The following is a 25,904-nucleotide window of genomic DNA, read 5'->3' on the forward strand; positions in this document are numbered from 1 at the left end:
TCAGTGCCGCGCGGCCGAGATCCGCACGCGGTCCCGGTCCAGTACGTCGATCGTGCCGCTGACGCCGCCGGTGAACAAGCCATACCAGACGGCGGGCTTGAGTCCCAGGGCCTTGCGCTGGAATTCCACCGGGCCGTCGGAGACGATGCAGTCGAAATGCTCGCCCGGCACCACGGTGCAGTTTTCGCGACCCGAGGCGTCCTCGACCAGGGATGAAAACTCTTCGACGCGCGGCACGAAGATCCGCACGGACGGTTCGACGCGGCCATCCGCCAGCTCCAGCCGGTCTTCCAGCAGCGCCGCCTTGCGCGCCCAGACGTCGTCGATGTGCTGGATGCGCCCGCCGGTTGATTCCGCATCGGCTTCGGCCTGCATGGCCGCCTGCAGCGTCAGGGCGGCGTCGATCGAGTCGACTTCGCCCAGCGGCCGCAGCTTGCGCGTGAATTCGATGAAATAGCCGTTCGGATCGCGTACGTAGATGGATTCGATCACTTCATGGCGGGTTTCGACCGAGACTTCCAGCCCGGCATCCTGCAACTTCTGCTTCCAGGCCTTGAGCTCGTCCTCGCTTTCCACCAGCCAGGCGGTATGCGTGGCGTCGAACACGTGGTCTTCCGGCAGCGGCCGCATGCGGCTGCGTCCGCGCAGCGCCTCGGGTTCGTCGGAACCCAGGTAGTAGAAGAAGGCGATGGTGCTGCCCTGGCCGCTGTCGAAGAAGAAATGCAGGAAGTCCGGGTGCGTGGCGGGACCCCAGCCGCGCGCCGAGATCACATGCACCAGCGGCAGGCCGAGGATGTCGCGATAGAAGGCGACGGTTTCGCGCAGGCGCCAGGTGGGCCGCGCCGTGTGGTCCACGCCGTGCAGGCGCAGGGGGGCGGGGGTCTTGGGAGTTGCAGTCATGACTTGCTCCGTCGGCATTCGGATTACAGGAAACGTAGGCGCAGCCAGGCGGCCAGTTCGCGGCCGGCCGCGTAGCGCCCGGGTTCTTCGCCTTCAACCAGCGCGCGGCCGTGATGGTCGCCGCGGATGCGCAGGTGGGTCTTGTCCGGCGCGGGGATGGCGTCGTGGATGGCGCGCACGTCGGAAGGGAAACAGGCCTGGTCGCCGGTGTATTCGACGATCAGGGTGGGCTGACTGATGCCGCCGGCGGTGCGCGCCATGCTGGCGTTGGAAGACAGGCCGGACCAGGTCGACAGCCAGCTCTCGGGCGTGCAGAAGCGGGCGAAGCCGACGGCGCCGTAGTTCGACGCGTACGGATCCTTGCCCCAGAGCGAGCCCGGGTGGCGGTCCGAAGGATCCAGGCTGAGGTCCAGGCAACGCAGGTCGGCGTCGGTGCGCCAGACCACCAGCACCGGCGTGTGCGCGGCCTGGCGCCGGCGTTCGGCCGAGGCGTCGGCGCCGCTCTTGACGTCGGCGCGGGCCGCGAGGCGGTCGGCGATCATCTGCCGCGCCTGCGCGTCCAGGCGCGCCACGCGGTCGCGCTGCGCCTGGCGGTAGCGGGCGACGAACTCCGGCGCATAGCGCGCCTGGCCCTTGGGCCGATAACCGTTCTCGGGCGCCAGCGGATCCAGGTCCGGCGTTACCGACAGCGCGTCGTTCTCGTCGGCGACGGACGGATCGATGCAGTTCAGCAGCAGCGAGCCCTGGCCCGGGTGCGGGCCCACCAGCACCAGGCCGTGTACTTCGGGCATGTCCAGTTCATCCAGCCCGCTGGACTTGCCGCCCGGGGTGCGGGCGACGCGCTCGCCAGCGGGCAGGCCGGCCTGCTGCGCATAGAACGCGTACAGGCCGGCGCCGCCGGAATTGCCCAGCAGCACGATTTTCTTGAAGCCCTGTTCGCGCAGGAAGCGCAGGCCGGCGGCCACGTCCTGCAGCGCCTGTTCGTGTTCCAGCCTGAGATCGTTGCCGACCGAGCGCGCCCCTTGCGACCACGCCGCAAGACCGGCGCCGACGATGTCGGGGATCAGGTAGTGGCAGGCCATGAACTCGCGTGGATGCATCACGCAGACCACGGTGTCGGGACGGGGGCCGGCCGGCTGGTACAGCGATCCGGAAGTGGCGGCGCCGTCGGCGGTGCGCAGCACGACGTTGCGGGTCGAGGCGCCGGCGGGCAGGTCGCGCGGATTCCAATCGGTGTTGAGAAAGCCTGCGGTGATCTGGCTGGAGGGGGCGGCGGTAGTCACATTCGTCTCCTGTGGCGATGGTCCTGGGACCTCGGTTTGACGTATTAGACGAATATTTGACTTTAGTGTCAATTAAATTTAAAAAACTGACAGTGGCGTCAAAAATTGGGGACTCACTCACGGGAAAACGCCGGCCGGCGCGGCTTGGAGACGTAAACGCGCATGCCATAATTTCGGGACGGGGCCGTCCCGGACGGTCCATTCGAGGAACATCGCAACGTGAACGACGCAAGCACCAAGGGAGCGCTGAAGGGCGAAGCGCTGCGCACCGCCATACTCGACGCCGCGGCGACGCTATTCATCAAGCGCGGCAGCGGCGGCACCAGCATCCAGGACATTGCCGAATCCCTGGGACTGAGCCGCACCGCCGTCTACTACTACTTCAAGAGCAAGGACGAGATCCTGCGTTCGCTGACCGAGGACGTGCTGAGCGCGGCCAAGAAAATGGCCGGCGAGACCGCCACCCGCGAGGACCTGGATCCGGTCGAGGCGCTGCGCGCGCTGGTCACGCGGCATGCCGACCTGATCCTGTCGCGCACTGCGGAATTCCGCGTGGCCGACCGTACCGAGGCCGACATGACGCCCAAGCAGCGCGCCGCCGTGCAGGCGTCGCGCCGCAACGTGCTGGAGAACTTCAGCCGCGTCATCGAAAACGGCATCCGCGACGGCCAGTTCCGCATGGTCGATCCGCACGTCGCCGCCTTCAGTCTCATCGGCATGTGCAACTGGTCTGCGTGGTGGTACAAGCCGGATGGCCGGCTGAGCCGCGCCGAAGTCGCGGCCATCATGGCCGATATGGCGGTGCAATCATTGCTGCGCGACGCGTCGCGGCGCCCCAGGTCGCCGGACGTGAGCGAGTCCTTGCGGCTGGTGCGCGAGGACCTGGACTACCTGGAAAAGCTGGTGCTGCCTGGCGGGCAGCAGCCCTGATTTCCAATGCGCTGGTCGTTCATGGGCAGATACCGTGAGCCGGTGGCCGGACGGAGGGATCCGAAGCGCAGCCCCACCGGGGCGAGCATCGGAATCCCGCAGTCTGGGCGCCGGCGACTCAAGAACCCTGTCTTACAAAACTGAAGCGCTAGGGCTTCGAGCTTGCGGATGCCGGAGTTCTTTAGCCGCCGAGGCTGCCCTGCGCCATTCCGATGCTCGCCCCGGTGGGGCTGCGCTTCGGATGGCTCCGGGGTCCTCGGCTGGCAGTCGCCTGATGCATTGGCTTTGGATCCCGTTCATGGGCAGATGCCGTGAGCCGGTGGCCGGACGGAGGGATCCGAAGCGCAGCCCCACCGGGGCGAGCATCGGAATCCCGCAGTCTGGGCGCCGGCGACTCAAGAACCCTGTCTCACAAAACTGAAACGCTAGGGCTTCGAGCTTGCGGATGCCGGAGTTCTTTAGCCGCCGAGCCTGCCCTGCGCCATTCCGATGCTCGCCCCGGTGGGGCTGCGCTTCGGATGGCTCCGGGGTCCTCGGCTGGCAGTCGCCTGATGCACTGGCTTTGGGTCCCGTTCATGGGCAGATGCCGTGAGCCGGTGTCCGGGCGGAGGGATCCGAAGCGCAGCCCCATCGGGGCGAGCATCGGAATCCCGCAGTCCGGGCGCCGGCGACTCAAGGACCCAGTCTCGGGGGACTCCAGCGGTGGCGGAAGTGCATTGTTTATCCGCTTCGGCCTTGCCCGTCGTACGCAAGCATGGGTTCTCTTGTACCGCCTGGCTGCAGCAATGCCCGCCGTGCCCGGGTCTGCTAACCGACTTTCCCCGTCAGACGTCGCGCCGCCTCCTGTACCGACGCCAGATGGGCGGCGACATAACGGTGGACGGGCGCGGTCAGCGTCACCGCCGCGGCGATCTCGCCATCGAGCAGAAAGACGGGCGCGGATATGCCCGCCACTTCCGCCAGGCGGTCACCGATGGCGGCGAAATAGCCGTCGGTGCGGATGCGGGCGTACAGCTCCTGCTCAGGCCCCGGCGCGTGGCCCAGCACCGGGTCATAGGCCGTCAATACGCGTCCGCCACTGCCGCGATCCAGCGGCAGCAGATCGCCTGCGCGGATGTGGTCGCGCACCGGGTGCGGTGAATCCACGCGGTACAGACACAGGCGCGCGTCGCCCTGGCGCACGTGGTAGGCCGCGCTTTCGCCTGTCGCCGCGACCAGGTCGCGCAGCACGGGCAGGACTACGTGTTCCAGCGAAAACGAAGAGGCGTAGATGCCGTGCAGGCGCGCGATCTCCCCGCCCAAGGCATAACGGCCGTCGTCCAGGCGTTGGATCCACCCGGCATGTTCCAGCGACGCCAACAGCCGCAGGACCGTGCTCTTGTACAGGCGCGTGCGCTCGGCCAGTTCGCCCAGCGACAGGGCCTTGTCCCCCGGCGCATAAACCGACATCAGGCTGAGCGCGCGGTCTACCGCAGCCACGCCGCCTTGGGCGGCATCGGTATCGGCCAGTGATTCCGTGGCGGCTTTACGCGGCATGCGCGGCTCCGTGGGGTTGATTCCGGGGCGGGACCATATTCCATCCTTTAGAACGAATGACGGCATTGTAGGCGCTGCCTAATGCCCCGCTCGTGGTTTTCCTGTACGCCCCGGCGCTTGACAGCTACGGTCGGTGAATTCAATAATTCTATCTAAAGAAACAGCGTTCTATTAGATAGAATTATTGGAGATTTCAAACATGGCCCAGCCCAACGACCGCAAACCCGACGTCCTGATCAGCGAGGTTGGCCCGCGCGATGGCTTGCAGTCCGTCAAGGCGACCATGCCCACCGCCGACAAGCTGCGCTGGATCGACGCGCTGGTCGCGGCTGGCGTGCGCGAAATCGAAGTGGCTTCCTTCGTGCCGGCGCGCCTGCTGCCGCAGATGGCTGATGCTGCCGAGGTGGTGCGGCATGCGGCGCGCCATCCGGCGCTTACCGTCATGGCGCTGGTGCCCAACCTGCGCGGCGCCGAGGCGGCGCTGCGGGCCGGCGTCCACAAGCTGACGATGCCGGTCTCCGCCAGCCGCGAGCATTCGCTGGCCAATGTGCGCAAGACGCCCGAGGAAATGGTGGAGGAGGTCCGGGCGATCGCGCGGCTGCGCGACGAGCTGGCTCCCGCGGTGAAGCTGGAGGCCGGCATTTCAACGGCCTTCGGCTGCACCTTGCAGGGCGTGGTGCCCGAAGACGAGGTCATCCGCCTGGCGGCGCTATGCGTGGCTGCGGGCGCCGACGAATCGGGGCTGTCGGACACCGTCGGCTATGCCAATCCCGCGCAAGTGCGGCGGCTGTTCCACCGTCTGCGCGCGGAAATCGGCGAGAAGGCGGGCGCCGCCCACATGCACAACACGCGTGGCCTGGGCCTGGCCAACTGCCTGGCTGCCTGGGAGGAAGGCGTGCGCACCTTCGACAGTTCGCTGGGCGGCCTGGGCGGATGCCCCTATGCGCCGGGCGCGTCCGGCAACGTCGTCACCGAAGACCTGGTCTTCATGTTCGAGGCCATGGGCGTGCGCACCGGCATCGACCTGGATGGAATCCTTGCCGCACGCGCGCCGCTGGCGGCCGGCCTGCCCGGCGAGCCGTTGTATGGCATGACCCCCGACGCCGGCTTGCCCAAGGGATTCGTCCAGCGGGCCTGATCGGCCATTCCCGCAGGCCTACGACCTAGATACACGCGGCCAGGCCGGCCTTTGCCGTAATGGCCCTTACTTGCAGAAGATCCACACCCATGTCCAGCCACGCCCATCCGCGCCTTCCGTACGAAAACATCCGCGTCGTCGAATTCACTCACATGGTGATGGGCCCGACCTGCGGCATGCTGCTGGCGGACCTTGGCGCCGAAGTCATCAAGGTTGAGCCGATAGGCGGCGACAACACGCGCCGCCTGCTCGGGTCGGGCGCGGGCTTCTTCCCCATGTTCAACCGCAACAAGAAGAGCATCGCCCTGGACCTGAAGCAGCCCGAGGGCATAGAGGCCGCGTTGCGCCTGATTGATTCCGCCGACATCGTGAGCGAGAACTTCAAGGCCGGCGTCATGCAGAAGCTGGGCCTGGACTACGCCACGCTCAAGCAACGCAATCCCCGCCTGATCTACGTGAGCCACAAGGGCTTCCTGCCCGGACCCTACGAACACCGGACGGCGCTGGATGAAGTCGTGCAGATGATGGGCGGTCTGGCCTATATGACGGGGCGTCCCGGCGATCCGCTGCGTGCGGGCGCCAGCGTCAACGACATCATGGGCGGCATGTTCGGCGCCATCGGCGCCATGGCGGCCCTGGCGCAGCGCGAGCAGACGGGAGAGGGCACGGAAGTGCAGGCCTCGCTGTTCGAGAACAACGTCTTCCTGGTGGGGCAGCACATGATGCAGTACGCCGTCACCGGACGCGCTGCCGCGCCCATGCCCGGCCGCATCTCGGCCTGGGCCATCTATGACGTGTTCACCGTCAAGGGCGGCGAACAGATCTTCCTGGCCGTGGTCAGCGACAAGCAATGGGGCACCTTCTGTCGCGCCTTCGGCTTGGCCGAGCTGCTGGCCGATCCGCGCCTGGCCAGCAACAACGACCGCGTGCAGGCGCGCGACTGGCTGATGCCGCAGCTGCGCTCGCACTTGGCGGACCGCAGCGCGGCCGAGTTGGCGGCGGTGTTCGAGCATGAAGGGTTGCCCTTCGCGCCGATCACGCGGCCTGAGCAACTGTTCGACGATCCGCATCTGGCGGCTACCGGCGGCCTCGCGCCCATCACCCTGGAGGACGGGCGCGAGTCCCTGGCGCCGCTCGCGCCTTTCACGCTGGGCGGCGCCCAGCCCGGAATACGCCTGCAGCCGCCTGCGGTGGGCGAACACACCGACGCCCTGCTGCGCGGCGTCGGCTATCGCGACGACGAAATCGCAGCCTTGAAAGCAAGGCAAATCACACAAGGAGACTAACCATGATCACGCTATCCCGCCGCGCTTTCCTGGGCGCGGCGATGTGCGCTGCGGCCTTGCCGCTGCGCGCCCAGACCGCAGCCGCCTATCCGAACGGGCGGCCTGTGCGCCTTATCGTTCCCTATACGCCGGGCGGCGGCACGGATTCAGTGGCGCGCGCCATCGCGGCCAAGGTCACTGCGCTGGCCGGCTGGTCGGTGGTGGTGGAGAACCGTCCCGGGGCGGGCGGCAACATCGGCATGGATTTCGTCGCCAAGGCCAAGCCGGACGGCTACATGCTGGGCCTGGGCCAGACCGCCAACCTGGCCATCAATCCCGCCCTGATGCCGCAGATTCCCTTCGACGCGGAAAAGGACTTCGCGGCGGTCTCCCTGATCGCATCGCTGCCGGTCGTGCTGGTGGTCAAGGCCAACGCACGTTGGCAAACCTTGGCCGACTTGATCAAGGACGCGCGGGCCGAGCCTGGCGCCATCAAGCAGGCGCTGGCGGGTTCCGGCACGGTGGGCCATCTGGCGGGCGAACTGCTCGCCTATCAGGGCAAGTTCCAAGTGCTTAACGTGCCTTATCGCGGCGCGGCGCCTGCGCTCAACGACTTGTTGGGCGGCAATACCGACTACATGTTCGCCACGCCGCAGGCCGCGCAGGAAATGCTCAAGGGCAAGGTGCTGCGGCCGTTGGCCGTCAGCTCGCGCGCGCGGCTGGAGATCCTGCCCGATGTGCCCACCGTGGCCGAGTCCGGCTACGAGGGCTTCGAGGCGCTGGACTGGAAGGCGCTGGTCGCGCCGGCCGGCACCCCGCCCGAGGTGGTCCGGGCCGTCAATGCGGTAGTGGAGAAGGTGCTGGCGGATCCGGCCACAGTTGCCATGTTCACCGCTGAGGGCAGTACGGCCATGGGCGGATCTCCGGAGGCCGCGCAGCGCTACATCCAGGAAGAACAGAAGAAGTGGGCGCGCCTGATACGCGAAGCCGGCATCCAGACCGCCGCCTGACGCGCGCCGCAGACCATACCAGGAGACAAATCCGTGAAGCATCTTTTAGGAATTGCCGCGCTTGCCTGCGCTGTCGTGGCACAGCCCGCGCTGGGCAGTAGCGGGTCGCAATGGCCCGAACGTTCCATCCGTCTGGTCGTACCGTTTCCCGCAGGCGGTCCGACCGATATCGCCGCGCGCGTGGTCGGCAAGGCGCTCTCCGACCGCTTGGGCACGCCTTTCGTCATCGAGAACAAGGCCGGCGCGCATGGCTTCATCGGCGCAGGCGACGTCGCCCGCAGCAAGCCGGACGGATACACGCTGATGATGGCCAGCATCGGCACCATGGCGATCAATCCGGGGCTCTATCCCGGCATTCCCTACGATGCGAACAAGGACTTCACGCCCCTGGCGCTGGTCCTTACGGTGCCCATCGCAGTCGTTATCAACCCGCAACAGATGCCGGCGCAGACCGTGGGCGAGCTCGTGGACTACCTGAAAGCCCACCCAGATCGCGTGAACTACGGCTCGGCGGGGAATGGCGGCTCTTCCCATCTGGTGCCGGAGTATTTCAAGTACAAGACCGGCACCTCCATGACCCACATTCCCTACAAGGGCTCAAGCCCGGCAGTGACCGATCTGGTGGCGGGTCAGGTCCAGGTCATGTTCGATACACTGCTGACCAGCACGCCTTTCGTGAAGGCCGGCAAACTGCGCATGCTGGCTGTCACGACAGCGCAGCGGCTGCCGGACTATCCAGAAGTGCCAACCATGGCCGAGGCCTTGGGCGCGCCGGATTTCGAAGCCTCGTCCTGGTTTGCGATGTATGCGCCGGCAGGCACGCCGCAGGCGGTGCAGCAAAAGTTGTCCCTGGCCATCAACCAGGCCCTGGGCGACGCGGCGGTGAAGCAGCGCCTGGCTGAACTGGGCGCGATTCCGGCAGGCGGCACGCCGGGCGAACTGGCGGACTTCCAGCGGGCTGAGCAGCGCAAATGGGCGCAGGTCATCAAGGCGGCGGGAATACTCCCGGACTGACCCTGCAGGCTGGCCCCTGCTTCAGGCCTCGGGGCCAGGACGCAGCCGGCCAGCCTTCCACTTCAACCGCAGCCTCTCCAGCGCCAGATACACGATCGGCGTGGTGTACAGCGTCAAGAACTGGCTGATCATCAGCCCGCCGACGATGGCGATGCCCAGCGGGCGGCGCAGCTCGGAGCCTTCGCCCATACCCAGCACCAGGGGCAGGGCGCCCAGCAGCCCCGCCAGGTTGGTCATGACGATGGGCCGCAGCCGCAGCATGGCGGCGCGGTGGATGGCCTGTTCCGGCGTGAGCCCTTCGCGCCGTTCCAGGCTGAGCGCGAAGTCGATCATCAGGATGGCGTTCTTCATGACGATGCCCACCAGCAGGAACAGTCCCAAGAGCGCGATCAGCGTGAATTCGATGCCGGCCAGGCGCAGCGCCAGCAGCGCGCCCACGCCGGCGGACGGCAAGGTCGACAGGATGGTGAGCGGATGCAGCGGGCTTTCGTACAGGATGCCCAGCACCAGGTAGATCGCGACCAGCACCGCCAGGATCAGCCAGGGCTGGTCCTGAAGGCTTTGCTGGAAGTTGCGCGCATCGCCGCCCAGGCGGGTCTGGATGTACGAGGGCACCATCAGCTCGGCCATGGTCTTGTCGATGGCGGCCAGGGCCTGTTGCAGCGATACGCCCTCGGCCAGTGAAAAGCCCACGCCCACGGCGGCGAACAGGCCATCATGGAACACGCGGTCGTTCACCAGGCCGTAGTCATAGGTGGCGAAGGCCGTCAGCGGCACGCGCGTGCCGTCGGCGGCGACCACCTGCACCTGCTCCAGCACCTCGGGGTCCTCGGTGTAGCGCGGGTCCAGCTCCAGCACCACGCGGTACTGGTTCATGGCGTCGTACAGCGTGGCGACCTGGCGCTGGCTGAACGAGTTGCTGAGCACGCTGCTGATGGTGCCCATGTCCACGCCCAGGCGCTGCGCGGCGGCGCGGTCTATGTCGATCACGACCTGCTGGGTGGCGCCGTCGCCTTCCGCGTCGACGTCGCGCAGTTCGGGGATCTCCTGCATGGCCTTGGAGATCTTGCGCGACCATTGCCGCAGCGCCGGCACGTCGCTGGCCATGATGGCCAGTTCATGGTCGCCCGAATTACCGAACCCGCCGGGCATGCGCAGGTCCTGGTCCACGTTCAGGAAGAACATGCCGCCCGGCACTGCCGGCGCATTGGTGCGCAGCCAGTTGATGACCTCGGTCGACGATTCCTGGCGTTCGGCGGCGGGCTTCAGGCGGATCAGGAACAGGGAATTGCTGATGCCCAGGCTGCCGCCGTTGTAGCCGATGACGTCCTGCACCGCCGGATGCTTCAGCACCAGTTGGCGGTACTGGTCGATCTTGGGCTGCATGACCTGGAACGAGAAGCCGTCGTCGCCGCGCACGAAGCCCACCAACTGGCCGGTGTCCTGCACCGGCAGGAAGCCCTTTGGCGCCTGCACGTACAGGTAGACATTCAGCCCCACCACGCCGGCCAGCAGCAATAGCGTCAGGCGGGCATGGCCCAGCACTCGCCACAGGGTGTTGCCATACCAGGCATGCAGGCGTTCGAAGATCGCCTGCATGCGCGATGGACGCGCGTTCGCCGTGTGCGCGGCGGGAACGGCGGGCCTGAGCCAGCGGGCGCACAGGCTGGGGATGATGGCGACCGAGACCACCAGCGAGATGACGGTGGCGGCGACCAGGGTGATGGAGAACTCGCGGAACAGCCGCTCGACCAGGCCGCCCATGAACAGGATGGATACGAAAACCACGCTCAGCGCCACGGTCATGGCCACCAGCGTGAAGCCTACTTCGCGCACGCCGCGCAGCGCGGCCTTGCGCGGCGAGAGGCCGCGCTCGATATGGCGCGAGATGTTCTCCAGCACCACGATGGCATCGTCCACCACCAGGCCGGCCGCGACGATCAGCGCCATCAGCGACAGATTGTTCAGCGAAAAACCCCACAGGTACATGACGGCGAAGGTGGCGATCAGGCACACCGGAATCGCCACGCTGGGAATGGCCGCGGCCCGTGCATTGCCCAGGAACGCCCACACCACCAGGATCACCAGAGCGGTGGCCAGCCCCAGCGTGATGTGCGCTTCGCGCAAGGTGGCGTTGATGCCAGGCGAGCGGTCCAGCGCCACGGTCAGGTCCACGTCGGCCGGCATCAGCGCGCGCAGGCCGGGCAGGGCCTGGTTGATGGCGCCTATGGTTTCGATGATGTTCGAACCGGGCTGGCGGCTGATTGTCAGGACCACGGCCGGGTTGCGGTTGTGAAAGCCGCTGCTGTAGCGGTTTTCGACGGAATCGCTGACGCGTGCGATCTGCGACAGCCGGATCACGGCGCCGTCCTGGTGGCGCACGATCAGGCTTTCGTAGTCCCCCGCGGCGCGGGGTTGTTCGGGCGTACCGACTTCCCAGCGCCGGCTGGCGGAATCCAGCTGGCCTTGCGGCCGCATGGGCGCGGCGTCGGCGATGGCCTGGCGCACTTCATCCAGCGCCACGCCATAGTGGGCCAGGGCGTTGGAATTGACCTGTACGCGCACCGCGGGCAGGGAGCTGCCGCCCATGGTCACTTCGCCCACGCCGTTGATCTGCGATATCTTCTGCGCCAGCACGGTCGAGCCCAGGTCGTAGAGTTCGCCCGCGGGACGGGTGGGCGAACTGAGCGCCAGCGCCATGATGGGCGCCTGGGACGGGTTGACCTTGCGATAGCTGGGATTGCCCGGCATGCCGGCGGGCAACTCGGCGCGGGCCGCGTTGATGGCCGCCTGCACGTCGCGCGCGGCCTCGTTGATGTCGCGATCCAGGTCGAACTGCAGCTGTACGCGGGTCGCGCCCTGGTTGCTGGAGGACGTCATGGCGCTGACGCCCGCGATGCTGCCCAGCGCGCGCTCCAGCGGCGCGGCCACGGTGCTGGCCATGCTTTCTGGACTGGCGCCCGGCAGTTCGGCGCGCACCTCGATGGTGGGAAAGTCGACCTGGGGCAGGGGCGCAACCGGCAGCAGCCGCCACGCGACCGCGCCCAGCAGGGTCAGCGCGATCGCCAGGAAGATGCAGGCGGTCGGGCGGTGCAGCAAGGCGCGGATCATGGCGCGGGGCCTTCAACCCCGGGTTTGGCGGCTGCGGCGCCGCGGCGCTGGCCCAGACGGTGGAAGAACAGGTACACGGCGGGCGTGGTGAACAGGGTCAGCACCTGGCTGACCAGCAGCCCGCCCACCATGACCCAGCCCAGCGGTTGGCGCAGTTCCGCGCCCGAGCCCGTGGCCAGCATCAACGGCAGCGCGCCGAACAGCGCGGCCAGCGTCGTCATCAGAATGGGACGCAGGCGCAGCAGCGCGGCTTCGCGGATGGCGGCCTGCGGCGCCAGGCCGCGCGAGCGTTCTGCCTCCAGGGCAAAGTCCACCATCATGATGCCGTTCTTCTTCACCAGCCCGATCAGCAGGATGATGCCGATGACGGCGATCAGGTCCAGCGGACGCCCGGTAAGCAGCAGCGCCAGGAAGGCGCCCACCGCGGCCGAGGGCAGGGTGGACAGGATGGTCACCGGGTGGATGGCGCTTTCATACAGCATGCCCAGCACCAGGTACATGGTGACCACCGCGGCCAGCATCAGCCACAGCGTGTTCGACAGCGAGGCCTGGAACGCCGCGGCAGCCCCCTGCAAGCGCAGCTCCACGCTGACCGGCATGCCGATCTCCTGCCGCGCCGATTCGATCGCTGCGATGGCCTCTCCCAGGGAGCCGCCGGCGGGCAGGTTGAAGGACAGATTGACCGCGGGGAACTGCGACAAGTGGTTCACGGCCAGCGGCGCCGCGCGTTCGCTGACGGTGGCCAGCGCCGACAGCGGGATCGCCTGGCCGTCCTCGGTCTGCAGATGGATGCGTTCCAGCGCGTCCGGGTTCAGCGCCAGCTTGCGGTCCACTTCCAGCACGACCCGGTACTGGTTGGACTGCGTGAACAGGGTGGCCACCTGGCGCTGCCCAAAGGCGTTGTAGAGGGTCTGCGCCACGTCGTCCATCGTCACGCCCAGGCGGGCGGCGGCGTCGCGAGAGACCTGCAGGTAGGCCTGGCGGCCGTCGCCTTGCAGGTCGGTGGAAACGTCGGCCAGCGCGGGCGACTGCGCCAGGCGTTCGGTCAGGGCATGGGTCCAGCGCGCCAACAGCGTGCTGTCGGGGGAGGTCAGCGTGAACTGGTACTGGCCGCGGCTCACGCGGTCCTCGATGTTGAGTTCCTGCACCGGCTGCAGATAGAGCGAGATGCCCTGGACCTCGCGCGCGCGCGCATCCAGCCGCGCCATGATGTCCGCCAGCGGCGCGCTGCGGTCCGACCAGGGTTTCAGGTTGATCAGCAAGCGGCCGGTATTCAAGGTGGTGTTCATGCCGTCGATGCCGATGAAGGACGACAGGCTGGCCACGTCGGGGTCGGCCAGCAGTGTCTCGGCCACCGCCTGCTGGCGCCGCGACATGGCGTCGAACGAGGTGCTCTGGGACGATTGCGTGACCCCTTGCAGCGTGCCGCCGTCCTGGGTCGGGAAGAAGCCCTTGGGTACGGCCAGGTACAGCAGCCCGGTCAGCGCCACCGTCGCCAGCATCACGGCCAGCGTCAGCCGTTGATGGCGCAAGGTCAGGTCCAGCCAACGGGCGTAGCCGGCCTGGATGCGGTCCAGCAGCCCCGGGCGCGTCGCTTCGTGCGCGGGCAGCAGCCGCGCGCACATCATCGGCGTCAGCGTCAGCGACACCGCCAGCGATATCAGGATGGCGACCGCCAGCGTCACCGCGAACTCGCGGAACAGACGGCCCACCACGTCTTCCATGAACAGCAGCGGAATCAGCACGGCGATCAGCGACAGCGTCAGGGACACCAGCGTGAAGCCGATCTGGCCGGCGCCCTTGAGCGCGGCCGACATGGGGCTGTGGCCTTGCTCGCGGTAGCGCGCAATGTTTTCCAGCATCACGATGGCGTCGTCCACCACGAAGCCCGCGCCTATCGTCAGGGCCATCAGCGTCAGGTTGTTGGTGGAGAAGCCCGCCAGATGCATGAAGCCGAAGGTGCCGATCAGGGACAAGGGGACCGCCAGGCTGGGGATCAGCGTGGCGGGCAGGTTGCGCAGGAACAGGAACGTCACCAGCACCACCAGGCCCACGGCGAAGGCCAGTTCCCATTGCACGCCGCGCACCGATGCGCGGATGCTCTCGGTGCGGTCCGTCAGCACGCGGACCTGCGCGGCGGCGGGCAGGCTGGCCGTCAGTTGCGGCAGCAGCGCCTTGACCTGGTCGGCCACGGCGATGACGTTGGCGCCCGGCTGGCGCTGGATATTGACCAGCACGGCCGGCTGCTTGTCGACCCAGGCGGCCAGATAGCGGTCTTCAGCGCCGTCCTCGACCGTGGCGACCTGGCCCAGCCGCACCGGCGCGCCGTTGCGCCAGGCCACGATCAGCTCGCGGTATTCCTCGGCGCTTTGCAGCTGGTCGTTGGCGTCCATGATGACCGAGCGCACCGGCCCGTCGAAGCTGCCCTTGGGCTGGTTCGAATTGGCCTTGCTGATGGCTTCCTGCACGTCGGCCAGCTGCAGGCCGCGCGCGGCCAGCGCCATGGGATTGACCTGCACCCGCACCGCCGGCCGCTGGCCGCCCGCCAGGCTGACCATGCCCACGCCGGACAACTGCGACAGGCGCTGCGTCATGCGGGTGTCGACCAGGTCGTAGACCTGGGGCAAGGGCAGGGAATCCGACGTTACCGCCAGCGTCAGGATAGGCACGTCGGCGGGGTTGACCTTGCGGTACACGGGCGGCGTCGGCAGGTCATTAGGCAGCAGCGCGCCGCTGGCGCTGATGGCCGCCTGGACTTCCTGCTCGGCCACGCCCAGCGACACGTCCAACGCGAATTGCAGCGTGATCACAGAGATGCCGCTGCCGCTGGTGGAGGACATCTGCTTCAGGCCCGGTATCTGCCCGAAGCGCCGTTCCAGCGGCGCGGTGACGGTGCGCGCCGTCACGTTCGGACTGGCGCCGGGGTACTGCGTGGTCACCTGGATGATGGGGTAATCCACCTGCGGCAGCGCCGCCACGGGCAACATGCGCCACGCCAGGATGCCCGACAGCAGCAGGGCGATCATCAGGAAGGACGTGGCGACGGGGCGCAGGATGAAGGGGCGCGACAGGCTCATGATTTCTGCGATTCGACAATTTGCACGTCGCGGCCGTCGTGCAGGCGGTCCACGCCTTCGACCACCACGCGTTCGCCTTCGGCCAGGCCGGCCTGCACCACGATGCGGCCAGCGTTGGCCGGGCCCAGCTCCAGCACGCGGCGCGTGGCGCGCGTGTCCTCGCCGATCACGAACACGAAGGCGCCCTCGGAGCCGTACTGCACCGCGGCCGTGGGAATGGAAATGACGTTGTCCTGCTGTACCACCGCCAGCCGGATGTTCACGAACTGGTTCGGAAACAGCGATTCGTCGGCGTTGGCGAAGCGCGCGCGTAGCCGGACGGTGCCGCTGGCGGCCTGGATGCGGTTGTCCAGCGCCTCCAAAGTGCCTTCGGCCAGCAGACGGCGGTCGTCCGCGTCCCAGGCCTGGACCCGCAGCGCGGCGTCGCGCGCCTGGGCCTGGCGCAGGATGTCCAGGCGCGTTTCGGAAATGCTGAAGAGCGCCGAGATCGGCCGGGTCTGGACCAGCGTGGTCAGGCCGTCGGCGTCGGCCGCGCGCACGTGATTGCCGGCATCGATGCGGCGCAGCCCGATGCGGCCGTCGTGGGGCGCAACGATACGGGTGTGGTCCAGCAGGCGCCGGGCATCGGCCACCTGGGCCTGGTTGCGTAGCTGCTGGGCCGCATAGGCGCGCACCTGGGCTTCGGCGGTATCCAATTGCTGACCCGACACCGCTTCCTGGCGCGCCAGCTTGCGGTAGCGCTGCAGATCGGCCTCGGCGTTCTCCAGCAGCGCCTGGGTGCGCGCCAGTTCGCCTTCGGCCGCGGCCAGTGCCGCAAGATAGGGGCGCGCATCGATCTCCGCCAGCAACTGGCCGCGCGTCACGGCCTGGCCTTCAGTGAAATGCAGCTTCAGCAGTTCGCCATCGACCTGGCTGCGCAGGGTCACCTGCGCCAGGGGCGTGATGGTGCCAAGCGCATGCAGGTCGCGCTGCAGCGGACCGGCGCTGGCAGCCTCGATCGCGACGGCGACAGGGATCTGCCCATACTCGGGCGGACGCGCGGCGGGTGTGCCCTTGGACCCGACGTACCAGAGCGCCAGGGCAGCCAATATGACCAGCGCGGCGGCGATCAGGACCAGGCGTTTGCGTGGGAAATGAGGGCCCGTGGAAAGGGGCAGGGACATCGGGACTGCCAGGCTATGGGGTTACGGACAGTCCGGATTCTATATGAATAAAAACTATTCGCGTTTTTAAGTCAGTGAAATGTCAGCTTCGAGCGGCTTCGCGATCAGGGCCCGCAGCAGTTCCCCGGATAATCGGCTCGCGGCGCGCCGGCATAGGCGGCAAACACAAGCGGGTTCCGTTGCGCTACCGCAGTATGGGACAACACCAGATTCTCCAGCTTGGACCAGGGAAAGTTGATTCCGGGATCCGATCGGCGATTCGGGTCCAGCTTGGCATGCGAAATGACATGCTTCAGGTTCGGATACTTGCTCCAGGCATAGGTGATGATCCGGGCCGTCGCTTCGATTTGCCAAGCCGAATAGGGGTCCTTGTAATTCTGGACATCCTGGGTGTTGACGATCTCGATCCCCAGGCTGCGGTTGTTGACGTTCGGACCCTGGCCCAGATGCGGCGCGTAGTTGACGTCCCCGACATGGAATGCCGCCTTGGCTTCGGCGACCACGGACCAGACGAAGTGGCCATGCTGCGGCTCGTCTTCATCCGGGACGATCCAGTGGGCGCTCGCCTTTCTGACTTTCCAGTTGTCAATGGCGTGCTGCGTGGCATAACCCGCCGTGGCGTGGATCACGATCGTGTCGATGACCGCGAAGACGTCCGCTCCGCGCGACCGAGCGCGATTCGCGGTCAGCCAGGGGAAGTCGGGGTGTACCTCCTCGTTCAGCGGGCTGAATGACGGGCGCTTGTCCGCTGGAAGCAGGAAATGAAAACTCTTGGGGTCCATGGCGACACCTCCTGATTCCTCGTGCTCATAAGTACTTGGGGGAGGGGCCTGCGGCATCATGATCGACGACGCGGTGGCCCGGGAACCGCTGTCAGCGACTTTTGCAGTTCTGGCGTGGCCGGGCAATACTCCAAATCGAGTATCCGCGATCGTCGGATCTGGACTAGGGCATGGGAGCAAAAGACGTGCTTCACGCCTCGTTGGACGGCCTGCACTCGGGCTCAAGAACGGCTGGAGAGTGTCCGCGCAGCCGGTTCGCAGGAATCGCGATAGGCAACCGCATACATCGTTGCCACCACAAACACGAGCGGGACGCAGAGCAGTGCGCTCATCGCTGCCCGCGCCAGTCCAACGTCCGGGTAGCCGTACGCGAGCATGCCCAGGATGTAGCCGGCATGGCCGGCCGCCGCGATCAACATGAGCAGCGCCAGCATCAGCGGCCAGGGCTTGTACGGCATGGCGGCGCGCGCGGCGTGGAAACGGTACTCGCCGGCTACCGCCGCGCGCGGCAGGCTCAGTCCATACATTGCCAGCGTGTACAGCGTGGGCACCCAGATCAGCGCCAGCGCGGCGCACAAGACGCTCCAGAACACGGCGTCATTCGATCCCGCCAGCACCATGTAGATCACATAGGGCAGGTCCCCGGTGGCGCGGGCCATCGCAGTGCCTGCAATAACGAGCGCGCAGAGCAACGCCAGATGACGGGCCTGCGCCGCGCTGCCGCGGGTGGCGCCGACGTCCGTCAAGTCCGCCGGCTGGACGACGCGATGCCAGGCGCAGGTCATGCGCGCCAACGCAATCAGGTTGATCAGCGCCAGCGCCATGAACAGCCCATTCCCGTACGGAAACAGGTTGGTGATCAGCAAGGCGAAAGGCAGCGACAGGATGAATAGCGCCAGCGACCAGGGGGCCGCGGCCAGCATGGCGCGGCCCTGCTGGCGCATGGCGTCAGCCGTCGCCGCGAGGAAATGGCGGGCTCCGAGTTTGTTCGACAAGAGGGGGCGCTGCCTTAATTGCTGCGGTAGTTGTTGGCTTCACGCTCGCCCGCCCACTTGCGCAGCGCGGCGATGAATTCGGGGCAGACATTGCCGTCCACCTGGCTGTCGATGATGACGCTGTTCTGCATGCGCATCACCACGGTGCATTCGTAGACCTTGGTGCGGTTGTTGTAATAGCCGTGGTTGGTGTTCTGGAAGACGGGGGTCGCGGCGCTGGTCGAGGTGGCCGGGATCATGCCCACCACCTGCTGGGAGGTGCCGGTCGAGACCCATTCGGTGTAGGGCGCGGTCTGGTAGTCCGACCAGATGAGCTCCATCGTGTTGCCCACGCCGCGCTTCTTCGACGGTTCGCCCAGCGCCGTGATGGCGTCGCCGACCGGACGGCCCTTCATGTTCTTGGCCACGTTCACGCTGGGCGAGAACGACAGCCCGGACGAAAAGATGTTGGTCAGCGAGGGCAGCGTGGAACTGCCGCCCGTGGGCATCGGCGCGCAGCCGGCCAAGGCGGCAAGGACCAGGGCCGCCGGCAGGGCGCGGCCCAGCAACCAGGTCGAACGGAGTCGCGATTTATTCATGCTGAGCCCTAGCTCCCTCAAAGATCCGGCGTGCCGGAACATAATTCAGCGGCCGCAAGATTTTGTCTTGTTTTAGTTTCGTTTCGTGACTAGTCGTATCGCGGCGCCCGAGCACTGGGCAGTGCGGCGTACACCTGCAGGCGGTCGTCTGACGCTGCGCTGCGAGGGCAGAATGTTAACGAAAAAATAGTGGCGCATCGGCTTTCTCCCGCTGAAAAATTGGTTACGTAATACCTGGAAACGTGAGAAAGCGGGGAGAGGAAGACAAACTGTAACGTGCTACGATCCGCGCGTTTCTGCGCCCCGGGGGCGCCTTGGCGATGGCAGATCGCGAGGCGCACGGCGCCACAACCACTGGATATTGCACACCCATGATGCTCGCGCGATTGCTCGTTCAGTTCCGTTCCACCGTGGCCGCATTGGCCGGCGCAGGCGCGCTGGCGCTGGGCTTGGCTGCCCCAGCGGCGCACGCCGACACGCTGTACGGCGCCGTGGCCACCGACGAAGCGCACGCCAAGCTGTATTGGGTCATGCCCGAAACCTCCACCAAGGAAGCGCAGGACGCCGCGCTGGCCAAGTGCAACAAGGCCGGGCGCAAGGGCTGCAAGAGCGTCACCTCATTCTCCGACAGCTGCGTGGCGTTCTCGCGCAATTCGCGCGGCGACCTGTTCTGGGGCGCCAGCGTGTCGTCGGAGGTCGCCGCGAAGAAGGCCATCCGCACCTGCACCAACGACAGCGCCGACGGCAAGTGCAAGCTTGCCGTCATGCCCCTGTGCGTCGGCCCGGGCTACAGCGAAGCCGACCTGAAGGCGCCCGACACCGCCACGCCCGCCCAGCTCGAAGCCCTGTCGGCCAAGCTGGATTCGCGCGGCTATTGGGGCTCCGTGGCCGAGAAGGACTCGGGCCAGCTGACCTATGCCGATGGCTATCCGAGCGAGAAGGAAGCGGTCGACGCCTTGCTCAAGTGGGAAGACTGCGTGGGCTGCCGCACGGTGCTCACCTATACCGACACCTGCGTCGGCATGGCCTGGGGCAAGGGCAGCAAGGGCCGCGGCACCAGCTTTACCGCGAAGAATCCCGACCCCGTGGCCGCGCGCAACGAAGCGCGCGCCATCTGCGACGCCAAGAGTGGCGGCCTGACCTGCGTGGCCTTCGTGCGCTGCTCGGGGCGGGCTTATATCAGCGGTTACAAGGGCGAGGACGAGAAGGCGAATTAAGCCCCGGGGCCTGGAGGCCGTGGGGCGTCCAGGCATGTCATGCGGCGGCGCGTGGCGTCACTCTGCAAGACCGGCGAGCCGGTTGAACTCGGTGATGTGCGTGGTGCGCTCTTTGTCGGCCCGGTCTGCGGTGTGTTGCTTCAGGGCCTGCCCCAGCGGCATCAGCAATTTGTCGAGCGCATCCAGAGTCAGGCTCTCATCGCGGATCCGCTCCACGCGATCAAGATAGAGTTGATATCCCTCGGACGTGCTTGCGCCGCTGGCCGAGGTTTTCCATTTTCCATCCCTAGTGGCCAGGAGGCTGCGGCATAGTCCGATCTGGCCATGGGTCATGCTGCTGTCGATGGCCCAGAGCGCGCGCAGGGCGTGCTGGTCGTAGATGGGCCGGGATGAATTCGCAAGATGCTTTGCGAACGCGTAGAAAACAACGTCGGTGGTCTTTGGCGCGCTGTTGGCATCGGCGACATATCCGACGAACGATCTATAGACTTCCCACTTGCCCATTTTCCACAGCAGGGCCTCAGCCAGGGATTGCGGAGCGTCCTGCAAATCGGTGGGCCAGGCGTGGTTGGAAGGAAGCGCGGGAAACCGGGCCACGTCGTATTCGTATCCGGCAGCGGCAAGCTTGCCAGTCATCGAACTGACGATGCCGGCGCCGAGTCTGCCGGTGGTCAGCCGTTCGCGTAGCGAATGAATAATCTCTCGTAGATTGTTGCTTGTCACGGTCCGTGGGTGCCTGGAAATGGATGGCCAAAAGGAGCGGCGAAGCTGCGCTTGATCTATTGCTCACACTACTGAAGTGCTTACGTGCAGCAAGGCTGCCTGCTTCAATATTCCAATCCGCTCCAGGTCGCGCCCCGCATTGTTCCAGCTTGCCGGAATGCCAAATCCGTTCATCAATCAAGCGGTTTCAGCGTTAATCAGGCATTTGGCATAGGATTTCGCTGCGCAGTTCCTGGGCTGGCTTCGATGTGCGGCGCTAAACTCGAAGGTGGTGGGTTTCTTGTCTTCAATGGAGTTTTTCATGAAAAAGTCCATACACCCCTGTACCGCGACGCTTCTTTCCTTGTTCTGCCTGTGCGCCACCGCACAGACGGTAACCCCGCTCAAAGGGCAATCGCCCCAAACCACCCAGCAGGACATCAGCGCATGCCAGGCTCTGGCAGGCAGCGGCGCCAGCACCAGCACGAACGATCCTAAATCCGGCGGACGGGTCCGTGGCGCCGCTGCGGGCGCGGCTGCGGGTGCGGCGGCAGCCAGCGTGCGCGGCAATCAGCACGAGGAGGTCTATGACCGGATGAGCGACGATGCCAAGCAGCAGTACCGGCAGAACCAGGCGAAAGACGCGGCGGCGGCGGGGATGGTCGTGGGCGGTTCGCGGCAACGCCAGGACCGCCGCCAGGATCGCGCCGAAGCGTCGCAACAGAATGCGGCAGCGGCCTCTACATATAGCAATTGCATGCAGCAGCGCGGGTATCAAGTGGCGCCGTGAGGCGCGAGGGTTGACCGGTGAACGGGCTGGGGGTGCGCTGCATTGCGACTGAGAATAAATCTCAGTACAATCCGGCCACTTTCAACCGACCCGCGCCGCATGAGCCGCAACCCTTTGCTGGCGTCCGACACGACGCCCGCATCCGCCGACGACCAGAACGGAAATTCCAGCGCGATCGCCAAAGCCTATGCGCGCTGGCGCTTGCCGCTCATGCGCGGCCTGGCCCGCTTCAAGGGCAGCATCGGCAGCGCCGAGGACGCGCTGCACGATGGCGTCGTCAAATGGGTGGCGGCCAATCCCGCGCTGGATTCTTCCGATGAGCAGGGCGCATACCTGCGCAGGACGGTATTGAACGGCGTGGCGGACGAATTCCGCGAGCGCAAGGCGGGGCGGCGCCTGCAGACCGTGTCGCTCGATGAAGCGGAAGAGGGCGTGCGGGCCCTGGCGGCGGGCGATGCTTCATGTCCCATGCGCGCTGCCGCGCATCAGCAACGGTTGGCGCGCCTGGGCGAGGCCTTGCAGGAACTCCCCGAACGCCAGCGCGAAGCCTTTGTGCTGAGCCGTTTCGATGGATTGACACAGGACGAAGTCGCCGCCCGCATGCAGATATCGCGGCGCATGGTGGTCAAGCATCTGGCGCGGGCAATCGCTTACTGCGAGGTCCGCGTGCACTATGCTACGGTTGCCCAGATGCAGCAATTGCATCGGCCCGCTGGCGATGACGCCGGCCTGGACAAGAACAACAATAGCGACTCCGCCTAGTCATGACCGAACCGTCTTCCTCTGCCTCGCCGGACACGCTCGCCTTGCACGAAGCGGCGGCTGAATGGCTGGTGCGTCGCCAGGACGCCAGCTGGTCGGACGCTGATGAGCAGGAATTGCATGCCTGGCTGGCCGCCCAGCCCGCGCATCGGCAGGCCTATTCGCGGGTATCGCGAACCTGGGATGACCTGTCGCAGGCGCCTCGCCCCGTCTTGGCCCGCGACGCGCAGGCGGCCAGCCGTCCATCCCCGCGCTTGCCGCGACGCGCCTCGTGGAAGGCCTCCACCCAGCCGCGTTTCTGGGGCGCGCTGCTGGGGCAACCCGTCTTTTCGAAGACCTTCGCCGCCGCCTGTGCGGCGCTGGTCGTGGGCGGCGGCTACGGTTGGTATCGCTGGGACAACACGCCCGGTTATGTGTTGAACGTGAACACGGCGGCGGGAGAGGTGCGTCAGCTGGACCTGCCCGACGGCTCCCATGTCGCGCTGAATTTCGGCAGCACGCTGGAGGTCCGCTACTACCCGCGGCGCCGCGAGCTGGTGCTGAACCAGGGCGAAGGGTTCTTTGACGTGGCGCCGGATACCAGCCGTCCGTTCACCGTCGATGCACGGCAAAGCCGGATCACCGTGGTGGGCACGGCCTTCAATGTGCGCAACACCCCGGATCAGGTCGTCGTCAAGGTGTCGCACGGCCGTGTGCGTGTGCAGCCCGATCGCGACAAGGCCACGCCGGAATTGTCGCTGAACGCCGAACAAGGCGTGACCGTGGATGCGCGAAACGCCACCTATCAGGCAGTGGCGGCGGTGCCGGACGGCGTGGGCGGGTGGCGCAATGGCCGTCTGGTGTACCGGCGCACGCCGCTGGGCGAAGTGGTCCAGGAAGTCGCGCAGTACCTGGGCAAGCCGGTGGCGCTGGCCAGCCCGGGCCTGAAGTCCCTGCCGGTCTCGGGCTTTGCCGCGACCAATGCGCCCGCCGCATTCCTGGAAGCCTTGCCGGATCTGCTCCCGGTGCAGGTCAAGCGCGCGCCCGACGGCGGCTACCTGATCCTGGATCGCTGAGCGTCCAGGCGCCTGCCTGAAAATTATTTTTATTCGCATGTGGTGTGCGGGTTCCCAATCCCGCCCCGGAATCCGTTTACTCCCGCAAGGCCGGTAGCGGCCAACAACGATGGAGCGGGAATGGGACGGGGATTGTTGAAGGGCGCGCTTGTTGGCGGCGCGTTGACGACGGGCATGCAGCTCAGGGCGATGCCGGCGATGGTGGCGGGCGCGCTGGCTGCGCTGGCATGGCCCGCTGCGGTGCATGCGCAGCCGCAAGCGTCGCAGGTGGATTTCAGCATTCCGGCTCAGCCGCTGGAGCATGCCTTGAGGGTGTTTTCGGAGCAGTCCCGGCATCAGGTACTGTTCGACGAGGCCGTGGTGGCGGGCAAACGCTCGCCAGCGGTCAACGGCCGTTACACGCCGCGGGAAGCGCTGGACCAGTTGCTGTCCGGTAGCAACGTGCGTGTGAACAGCGCCAGGCCGAATGTGTACACCTTGACGGTGGTCGGGCAAGCCTCGGGCGACGCTGTCACGCTGCAGTCGGTGACAGTCACCGGCAGCGGCGTGGGCAATCCCACCACCGAAGGAACCGGCTCATACACGAGCGACGCCATCACGATCAGCAAGATGACACAGTCGGTCAAAGAGACGCCGCAATCGGTCAGCGTGCTCACGCGCCAGCTGCTGGACGACAAGAACCTGACCACGCTGGACGAGGCGCTGGCGCAGACCACCGGCGTGACCAAGACGGCAAGAAACTTCGGCAACCACAAGTTCTCGATCCGCGGCTTCACGGTGGACGACAGCAATTACCTGGTCGACGGCGTGGCCGGCGTGGTCTATGCCCCGGTGGGCTGGCTGCCCATCGACACCGCCGTCTTCGATCGGGTGGAGGTGCTGCGCGGCGCGGCCGGCTTGATGCTGGGCTCGGCGGATCCCAGCGGCGCGATCAACATGGTGCGCAAGCGTCCGCGCGGCGAAGGCCATTTCGAGGGCTCCACCACGGTGGGATCCTGGGACAACTACCGCATGGAACTCGATGGCGGCGGCCCGCTCAACGAGTCCGGCACGGTGCGCGGCCGCCTGGTGACCGCCTATCAGGACCGCCATTACTTCTACGATGGCACGAAGTCGAAATCGCCCCTGGTCTACGGCGTGATCGACGCCGATCTCGGGCGCGACACGACGCTGACGTTCGGGGCGCGCCACCAGGCCACCGATACGGACGGCTATTGGTTGTTCGGCCTGCCGCGCTATACCGACGGCGGCGCGCTGGACGTTTCGCGCTCGACCTCGCTGATCCAGGATTGGAACCGGCAGAAGGGCCAGGTGAACGAAGTGTTCGCCGAAGCCGAGCACCGGCTCGACAAGGACTGGAAAGTGCGCCTGTCGCTCAATCACACCGAGGTCGACCTGGACCAGCGCGTGGCCATTCCGGTCGGCGGCGTGGATCGGGCGACCGGCGTGGGTTCCAGCTTCTATACCATCTATTTCAACAATGCGAGCGTGAAAAGCGATGGCATCGATCTGAACACCACGGGCAGTTTCCAGGCGCTGGGCGGCACGCACCAGATTCTGCTTGGCACCAGCTGGTCGCGCCAGCGCGTCAACCAGAAGTCGGCGAATCTGGACAGCGACTCGCCCATCAACGTGTACGACCCGGACCATTCCTCCATTCCTGAGCCCACGCGTCCAGCGTGGGGCAGCAAGGAAACGTCGCGTTTGGAGCAGACCAGCCTGTACGGCAGCATGCGCCTGCAATTGGCGGACCCGTTGCATTTGCTGCTGGGAGGCAAGTTCAGCTGGCTGAAGTACCGGTCCGACGATGGTCTGACGGGCGCGAGAACCCGGGACTATGAGCAGAAGCATGAATTCACGCCCTATGCCGGACTGGTCTACGACCTGGACCAGCAATGGTCGGTCTACACCAGTTATGCGGACACCTACCAGCCGCAGAGCACCTACGTAACGTCTTCGGGCAAGCCGCTGGACCCGTCCATCGGCGCCAACTACGAGGCGGGGGTGAAGGGCGAACTCTACGACGGACGCTTGAACCTATCCGCAGCGGTATTCACCGTGAAGAAGTCCGGCATCGCAGTGGAGGACTTGTCTGCCCCCGGAAACTGCCCGGGTTCGCTGGCCTCGCCCAATTGCTATCGCAACGGCGGGACGCTGCGCAGCAAGGGCTTTGAACTGGAAGCCAGCGGGGAACTGTCGCCGGGTTGGCAAGTGATGGCCGGCTACACCTACGTCACCAGCCGCGACGACGAAGGCGAGACGATCAGCGCGGAAACCCCGCGCCATCTGTTCCGCCTGTCCACCACGTACCAGCTGCCGGGGCGCTGGAACGCCTTCAGCGTCGGCGGCGGCGTCTCGGCGCAAAGCGGCTACTCGTACAAGGCCTATGACGACATGTCGGTGCGGATGGGCGCGCCCGGCCGCGCGGTGTGGGACCTGCGCGCGGGCTATCGCATCAACAAGCACTGGTCCGCCAGCCTGAACGTGGCGAACGTGTTCGACAAGGACTACTACGGCATGGTCAGCCAGATCCGGCGCGGCAACCACTACGGCGAGCCTCGCAACGTGATGCTGACCTTGCGGGGTACGCTGTGAC

At 66.5% G+C, this 25,904-nt stretch carries 20 protein-coding genes; 10 read left to right on the forward strand and 10 right to left on the reverse strand.

From position 1 onward, the window contains the following. Both IB258_RS01865 and IB258_RS01870 read right to left on the reverse strand, forming a co-directional pair. The gene (locus IB258_RS01865; RefSeq protein WP_192352035.1) at positions 1-900 is read right to left on the reverse strand and encodes a VOC family protein; all 900 of its coding nucleotides are present in this window, start codon (positions 898-900) and stop codon (positions 1-3) included. 23 nt (positions 901-923) lie between these two features. Continuing rightward, positions 924-2,183 (reverse strand): alpha/beta hydrolase, encoded by a 1,260-nt coding sequence (locus tag IB258_RS01870; RefSeq protein ID WP_192352036.1) that lies wholly within the window; start codon positions 2,181-2,183, stop codon positions 924-926. Positions 2,184-2,402: 219 nt separating this feature from the next. Between IB258_RS01870 and IB258_RS01875 the strand changes: the two genes are divergently transcribed. Next, positions 2,403-3,113, forward strand: coding sequence for a TetR/AcrR family transcriptional regulator (locus IB258_RS01875; RefSeq protein WP_054456834.1), 711 nt, complete (start codon positions 2,403-2,405; stop codon positions 3,111-3,113). A gap of 807 nt (positions 3,114-3,920) precedes the next feature. Here IB258_RS01875 and IB258_RS01880 read toward each other — a convergent pair. After that, the gene (locus IB258_RS01880; protein WP_054454791.1) at positions 3,921-4,649 is read right to left on the reverse strand and encodes an IclR family transcriptional regulator; all 729 of its coding nucleotides are present in this window, start codon (positions 4,647-4,649) and stop codon (positions 3,921-3,923) included. A 199-nt stretch (positions 4,650-4,848) separates the two neighbouring features. On the opposite strand from IB258_RS01880, the gene IB258_RS01885 reads away from it, so the two are divergent. The 4 genes from IB258_RS01885 to IB258_RS01900 all read left to right on the forward strand — a co-directional run bounded on the left by IB258_RS01885 (position 4,849) and on the right by IB258_RS01900 (position 9,076). Further along, positions 4,849-5,787: a hydroxymethylglutaryl-CoA lyase gene (locus tag IB258_RS01885; protein ID WP_192352037.1), complete on the forward strand. Its 939-nt coding sequence runs from the start codon at positions 4,849-4,851 to the stop codon at positions 5,785-5,787. 89 nt (positions 5,788-5,876) lie between these two features. Further along, positions 5,877-7,073: a CaiB/BaiF CoA-transferase family protein gene (locus tag IB258_RS01890; RefSeq protein ID WP_175160637.1), complete on the forward strand. Its 1,197-nt coding sequence runs from the start codon at positions 5,877-5,879 to the stop codon at positions 7,071-7,073. 2 nt (positions 7,074-7,075) lie between these two features. Then, positions 7,076-8,062: a tripartite tricarboxylate transporter substrate binding protein gene (locus tag IB258_RS01895; RefSeq protein WP_054454785.1), complete on the forward strand. Its 987-nt coding sequence runs from the start codon at positions 7,076-7,078 to the stop codon at positions 8,060-8,062. 33 nt (positions 8,063-8,095) lie between these two features. After that, positions 8,096-9,076, forward strand: a complete 981-nt coding sequence (locus IB258_RS01900) for a Bug family tripartite tricarboxylate transporter substrate binding protein (RefSeq protein ID WP_370539800.1) — start codon at positions 8,096-8,098, stop codon at positions 9,074-9,076. A gap of 21 nt (positions 9,077-9,097) precedes the next feature. Here the strand turns inward: IB258_RS01900 and IB258_RS01905 are convergent, their stop codons facing one another. From IB258_RS01905 to IB258_RS01930, 6 genes are all read right to left on the reverse strand, one after another. Continuing rightward, positions 9,098-12,187, reverse strand: a complete 3,090-nt coding sequence (locus tag IB258_RS01905) for an efflux RND transporter permease subunit (protein WP_175180847.1) — start codon at positions 12,185-12,187, stop codon at positions 9,098-9,100. After that, a complete protein-coding gene (locus IB258_RS01910; RefSeq protein WP_192352038.1) occupies positions 12,184-15,264 on the reverse strand; it encodes a multidrug efflux RND transporter permease subunit in 3,081 nt (1,026 codons plus the stop codon). The genes IB258_RS01905 and IB258_RS01910 overlap by 4 nt, the downstream gene beginning before the upstream one ends. Continuing rightward, entirely contained in the window at positions 15,261-16,427 is a 1,167-nt protein-coding gene (locus IB258_RS01915; RefSeq protein ID WP_192352039.1) for an efflux RND transporter periplasmic adaptor subunit, read from the reverse strand. Before IB258_RS01915 ends, IB258_RS01910 begins: the two co-directional genes overlap by 4 nt. A gap of 104 nt (positions 16,428-16,531) precedes the next feature. Continuing rightward, a complete protein-coding gene (locus IB258_RS01920; RefSeq protein WP_054454776.1) occupies positions 16,532-17,209 on the reverse strand; it encodes an N-acetylmuramoyl-L-alanine amidase in 678 nt (225 codons plus the stop codon). Positions 17,210-17,430: 221 nt separating this feature from the next. Continuing rightward, positions 17,431-18,204: a hypothetical protein gene (locus tag IB258_RS01925; protein WP_192352040.1), complete on the reverse strand. Its 774-nt coding sequence runs from the start codon at positions 18,202-18,204 to the stop codon at positions 17,431-17,433. A 14-nt stretch (positions 18,205-18,218) separates the two neighbouring features. Beyond that, a complete protein-coding gene (locus IB258_RS01930; RefSeq protein WP_054454773.1) occupies positions 18,219-18,782 on the reverse strand; it encodes a hypothetical protein in 564 nt (187 codons plus the stop codon). Between the two features lie 371 nt (positions 18,783-19,153). Between IB258_RS01930 and IB258_RS01935 the strand changes: the two genes are divergently transcribed. Beyond that, complete coding sequence (locus IB258_RS01935; RefSeq protein ID WP_192352041.1) at positions 19,154-19,999, forward strand: DUF4189 domain-containing protein; 846 nt, start codon at positions 19,154-19,156, stop codon at positions 19,997-19,999. Positions 20,000-20,056: 57 nt separating this feature from the next. Here IB258_RS01935 and IB258_RS01940 read toward each other — a convergent pair whose 3' ends face one another. Beyond that, on the reverse strand, positions 20,057-20,722 hold the full coding sequence (locus IB258_RS01940) for a hypothetical protein (protein ID WP_192352042.1): 666 nt from the start codon (positions 20,720-20,722) through the stop codon (positions 20,057-20,059). A gap of 301 nt (positions 20,723-21,023) precedes the next feature. Between IB258_RS01940 and IB258_RS01945 the strand changes: the two genes are divergently transcribed. The 4 genes from IB258_RS01945 to IB258_RS01960 all read left to right on the forward strand — a co-directional run bounded on the left by IB258_RS01945 (position 21,024) and on the right by IB258_RS01960 (position 25,903). Next, positions 21,024-21,491, forward strand: coding sequence for a YMGG-like glycine zipper-containing protein (locus IB258_RS01945; RefSeq protein WP_054454766.1), 468 nt, complete (start codon positions 21,024-21,026; stop codon positions 21,489-21,491). 99 nt (positions 21,492-21,590) lie between these two features. Continuing rightward, complete coding sequence (locus IB258_RS01950) at positions 21,591-22,253, forward strand: RNA polymerase sigma factor (RefSeq protein ID WP_119451146.1); 663 nt, start codon at positions 21,591-21,593, stop codon at positions 22,251-22,253. Positions 22,254-22,255: 2 nt separating this feature from the next. Further along, complete coding sequence (locus IB258_RS01955; protein WP_192352043.1) at positions 22,256-23,308, forward strand: FecR family protein; 1,053 nt, start codon at positions 22,256-22,258, stop codon at positions 23,306-23,308. Between the two features lie 120 nt (positions 23,309-23,428). Then, complete coding sequence (locus tag IB258_RS01960) at positions 23,429-25,903, forward strand: TonB-dependent siderophore receptor (RefSeq protein WP_175180852.1); 2,475 nt, start codon at positions 23,429-23,431, stop codon at positions 25,901-25,903. The last annotated feature ends 1 nt before the right edge of the window (position 25,904 follow it).

Origin of the sequence: Achromobacter sp. ACM02 (genome assembly GCF_014851605.1) — a bacterium.
GTDB classification, from domain to species: domain Bacteria; phylum Pseudomonadota; class Gammaproteobacteria; order Burkholderiales; family Burkholderiaceae_B; genus Achromobacter; species Achromobacter aegrifaciens.

Excerpts from the sequence above, each read along its gene's own strand:
- IB258_RS01865 (WP_192352035.1), bottom strand. The coding sequence starts at position 900 with ATGACTGCAACTCCCAAGACCCCCGCCCCCCTGCGCCTGCACGGCGTG.
- IB258_RS01880 (WP_054454791.1), bottom strand. The coding sequence starts at position 4,649 with ATGCCGCGTAAAGCCGCCACGGAATCACTGGCCGATACCGATGCCGCC.
- IB258_RS01885 (WP_192352037.1), top strand. The coding sequence starts at position 4,849 with ATGGCCCAGCCCAACGACCGCAAACCCGACGTCCTGATCAGCGAGGTT.
- IB258_RS01890 (WP_175160637.1), top strand. The coding sequence starts at position 5,877 with ATGTCCAGCCACGCCCATCCGCGCCTTCCGTACGAAAACATCCGCGTC.
- IB258_RS01895 (WP_054454785.1), top strand. The coding sequence starts at position 7,076 with ATGATCACGCTATCCCGCCGCGCTTTCCTGGGCGCGGCGATGTGCGCT.
- IB258_RS01905 (WP_175180847.1), bottom strand. The coding sequence starts at position 12,187 with ATGATCCGCGCCTTGCTGCACCGCCCGACCGCCTGCATCTTCCTGGCG.
- IB258_RS01910 (WP_192352038.1), bottom strand. The coding sequence starts at position 15,264 with ATGAGCCTGTCGCGCCCCTTCATCCTGCGCCCCGTCGCCACGTCCTTC.
- IB258_RS01915 (WP_192352039.1), bottom strand. The coding sequence starts at position 16,427 with ATGTCCCTGCCCCTTTCCACGGGCCCTCATTTCCCACGCAAACGCCTG.
- IB258_RS01920 (WP_054454776.1), bottom strand. The coding sequence starts at position 17,209 with ATGGACCCCAAGAGTTTTCATTTCCTGCTTCCAGCGGACAAGCGCCCG.
- IB258_RS01930 (WP_054454773.1), bottom strand. The coding sequence starts at position 18,782 with ATGAATAAATCGCGACTCCGTTCGACCTGGTTGCTGGGCCGCGCCCTG.
- IB258_RS01935 (WP_192352041.1), top strand. The coding sequence starts at position 19,154 with ATGATGCTCGCGCGATTGCTCGTTCAGTTCCGTTCCACCGTGGCCGCA.
- IB258_RS01945 (WP_054454766.1), top strand. The coding sequence starts at position 21,024 with ATGAAAAAGTCCATACACCCCTGTACCGCGACGCTTCTTTCCTTGTTC.
- IB258_RS01950 (WP_119451146.1), top strand. The coding sequence starts at position 21,591 with ATGAGCCGCAACCCTTTGCTGGCGTCCGACACGACGCCCGCATCCGCC.
- IB258_RS01955 (WP_192352043.1), top strand. The coding sequence starts at position 22,256 with ATGACCGAACCGTCTTCCTCTGCCTCGCCGGACACGCTCGCCTTGCAC.
- IB258_RS01960 (WP_175180852.1), top strand. The coding sequence starts at position 23,429 with ATGGGACGGGGATTGTTGAAGGGCGCGCTTGTTGGCGGCGCGTTGACG.